Origin of the sequence: Salegentibacter maritimus (genome assembly GCF_016236975.1) — a bacterium.
In the GTDB taxonomy this organism is placed as follows: Bacteria; Bacteroidota; Bacteroidia; order Flavobacteriales; family Flavobacteriaceae; genus Salegentibacter; species Salegentibacter maritimus.
Genome location: NZ_JAEHNY010000023.1, coordinates 1 through 3,577, shown reverse-complemented (window position 1 = coordinate 3,577; position 3,577 = coordinate 1). Strand labels below are relative to the sequence as shown.

At 33.1% G+C, this 3,577-nt stretch carries 2 protein-coding genes and 1 pseudogene; 1 reads left to right on the top strand and 2 read right to left on the bottom strand.

The features are described from left to right. Window positions 1–70: 70 nt before the first annotated feature. A pseudogene (locus I6U50_RS15715) lies at window positions 71–1,209 on the top strand (IS3 family transposase). Window positions 1,210–1,237: 28 nt separating this feature from the next. Here the strand turns inward: I6U50_RS15715 and I6U50_RS15710 are convergent. Both I6U50_RS15710 and I6U50_RS15705 read right to left on the bottom strand, forming a co-directional pair. Continuing rightward, complete coding sequence (locus I6U50_RS15710) at window positions 1,238–2,320, bottom strand: RNA-directed DNA polymerase (RefSeq protein ID WP_232805969.1); 1,083 nt, start codon at window positions 2,318–2,320, stop codon at window positions 1,238–1,240. Between the two features lie 372 nt (window positions 2,321–2,692). After that, a complete protein-coding gene (locus tag I6U50_RS15705) occupies window positions 2,693–3,112 on the bottom strand; it encodes a hypothetical protein (RefSeq protein WP_198639549.1) in 420 nt (139 codons plus the stop codon). Window positions 3,113–3,577: the final 465 nt, after the last annotated feature.

Below are 3,577 nucleotides of genomic sequence, written 5' to 3'. Positions count from 1 at the left end.
TGTAGCCTTCCCTAAAAATAAGACAGTTTAAAATTCGAAATTGTTAATTTTAAAAACGATAAACTGTCCGATGAAAAAAAGTAGATTTACAGAAAGTCAGATCATCAAGATCTTGAAAGAAAACGAACAAGGCCGAGCTGTTGGTGATATCGCTCGAGAACTGGGTATTGATAAAAGCACTATCTATTATTGGCGTAAGAAATATGGTGGAATGGAAACTAGTGAGCTAAAACGGCTTAAGGAGTTGGAAGAAGAAAATCGCAAGCTCAAGCAGATGTATGCCGATGCCAGTCTAGATAACCAAATGCTGAAAGATATACTGTCAAAAAAGTTCTAAGGCCTTCCGACAAGAAGCATAGAGCGGTTTATTTGATCAAGGAGTACCAGGTCTCCATAAAACGAGCCTGTAATGTAGTAGGTTTAACCCGTTCGATGTGGTATTATCAGACTAAGCGAGACGATTATGAGGTAATCGATAAACTTTCTGAATTGGCCACTGAGTTGCCCACCAGAGGTTTTGATGAATACTATAAACGAATACGTCGCGAAGGCCATAAGTGGAACCGGAAACGGGTATTACGAGTATACCGGCAGATGAAGCTTAAGCTAAGGCGCAAACATAAAAAGCGCATTACAGGTAGGGTAAAACATCCTTTAGAGACCCCTGAACAATTGAATCAGGTTTGGAGTATGGATTTTATGTCAGATGTCCTTTCTGATGGCAGAAAGGTACGTGTCTTAAATATAATTGATGATTGCAACCGAGAAGTACTGGCTGTAGATCCAGGGTTGAACTATCCTGCTAGAAAGCTAGTGGAGACTTTAGAACAATTAGAAGAAGAAATTGGATTACCACAAACTATCCGTTGTGATAATGGCCCTGAGTTTATCTCTAAAACATTCAGTCAATGGTGCAATAGAAAACGTGTGGAAATACGGTATACCCAGCCAGGTAAGCCAATGCAAAACGGGTATATAGAACGTTTAAATAGATTTTATAGAGAAGATATATTAGATGCTTACTGGTTTAATGATTTACATCAATTGCGTTCTTTAAGCAATAAATGGATGGAAGATTACAATAATAACCATCCGCATCAATCCCTGGGCAATAAATCACCAAGGGAATACAAACCTCGATTCGGGGAAGAATTCTTCCCCGAATCGAATGATATTAATGAAAATTTATTGAATTTAGCCCTGTCTTAAATTGGGGAAGGCTACAAATTGGGGAAGGCTACAAAAACCTATCAACTACTCCCGTTCCTTCGAACTTTTTATCAACTTTTAGTGTACCTCTTAAAGAACTTTCAAACTTCTTGTAATTTATCTTTTTTCTATATCGAATGGAAAAAGGTTGAAAATCTGCAGTCCATTCTCGGAATAATCCCTCTGGTAACTCTTCTATGTTAGATTTACCTTCATTAAGTGTTAGATTATAAAGTGCCATTTGCTTTTGCAAAGTCTTTATAATCACATTTGCATCTTCCTTTGAATGACATAAAAATCTATAATCATCTTTAAATCTTACTCCTAAAAAATCAATCTTCTTTGAATCAATTATTTTAGATGATTCGTCATCTACGGCACTTAAAACTAGTTCTGCTATTATATCAGATATTGCAGGACCAATTGCAATTCCATTTGTACAACCGTCATTAGAATTTTGAACTAATCTATCTAATTTTAGTCCAAGGAATTTATTGTAATCTGTTCTATTCCCTTTTGTTCTTATTGTTTTTTTTGTGTGAATAGCCCAAGCAATACTATGAGTATAAATCGATGGATAGAAATTTTTAATATCTGTTTTGAGAATGTATTTGTAATTATAAGCTTCAGCTACTAAATCATTTTCTGCCATCTCCAAAAACTCATAAATCATTCTTCCTGCTCTTAAATGACCTAACTCTCCTTCATTCTTTTTGGATACTGGTATTGGAAAACTATAAGAGTATATTTTATTCGTAGAACGAAACAGTGTTTTAATTACTAAATCCCATTCATTCATCATATACCAAACTAAATCGTGATATATTTTAGGAGCAATTATACCAAAGGTTCTATTAGTTAGTTGTGTTTTTGGAAAAGAAACATTTACCAAATCATTTCTATCAGGATCAAATTTTGGTTGAGCACCAGAATTATCTACCTCGTAAAAAGGATCATTTTTCAATTCAAATTTTTGAATTTCAAATGATGGGGGAACGACATATTGTTCTGGGTAGTATCCTTCTTCTAAAAGCCATTTAGAAATTTTGGCTTTTGGAATTTTTTTGAGAAGTTTTTTTGTTTCTAAGTAATGCTTTCTTGGTAACGACATTTATGTTTTTAAAATTGGCTACAACGGTCGTGGCTATGCGCAGTGCGGGAGTAGGGATGCGAACTTGTCGGATTACCGTTTTGTTTCTTGGTTACTAAAATTACACTTTCTCTACAATTACCCGTAATTTGAGATGAACCGCTGTTACCCAAAGTATTTTTATCATGAATTTATCTATGATTCTTTTTTTGTAATAGATGAATTATAGCTCTAATTAAAAAATAGAATCCGATTATTAAGAAAATTATAGCAACAACTTTAAAAGTTATACCATCCTTATCCTGACTTTTATCCCACATATATTTTCCCCATGCTAAACATGCTAGTAAATAGGACAAAAATGCATAAATAAATCTTTTCATTTTGTGTATTTTATTTTGCGTTATTTAAATCTTTAATATTTACGCCGTCACCATTATAAATTGAAGAACAATTTGAATCGCCTATATAATTACTTGAACCCTGTATATATCCTGAGCCTGAAGCAATAGTACAAACACCATAATTAATAGTTGCGCAAGGTAGGAAATCACAAACAGCATTATCTACTGGATCTGCGCTAATTTCTTCATTTAAACCATTAACACAATCATTAAAGCTAGTATAGCATATTGTTCCTTTATTCTGAAAATTTCTTAGATTAAAATATTCATTTGCACTTAGACCATTTAGATAATAACTTAGAATATTTCCATTTTCAACATTGACAATCTCATTTATTTTTATTTCTCCCTTTTGATAAATTCTATGAATATAAAGAGCAAAATTTTCGTAAGTATTATATTTTGCCATTATAACAAATGATTCCTTATCAAATCCTTCATATGATGAGCGATCATCTATTTCTTGAACTACTAGAAAACCGTCATAATCTTTTAGGGTAACTTTATATATCCTATCTTTTTTAAAGCTCTTTATAATATTAGTAGATTCACTTTTTTTCAGTAGAACATGAATAAGTAAATACTACTAATAAAATGAGTAGAAGTTTTCGCATAATAATATATCTTTTAATTATTTCGTTGAATATAGTAAAATATTTTGGGTAACGGTTGGGCTATGAGTAGTTGCGTGGTTTAGTACTAAACTTTGCAAGTACACACCAAGCTGAAAATCCACGAGGATTTTCAGAAGTAGGCGAGAACAAGCAATTACTTATAGCCATTGTGCCTGTTGCACAAGTTAGCCAAAAGTGCTAATTTACTGCATGCAAGGCAAGAAAAATTATCAGGAAAAACTCTTCACTTCCTTCCGGCT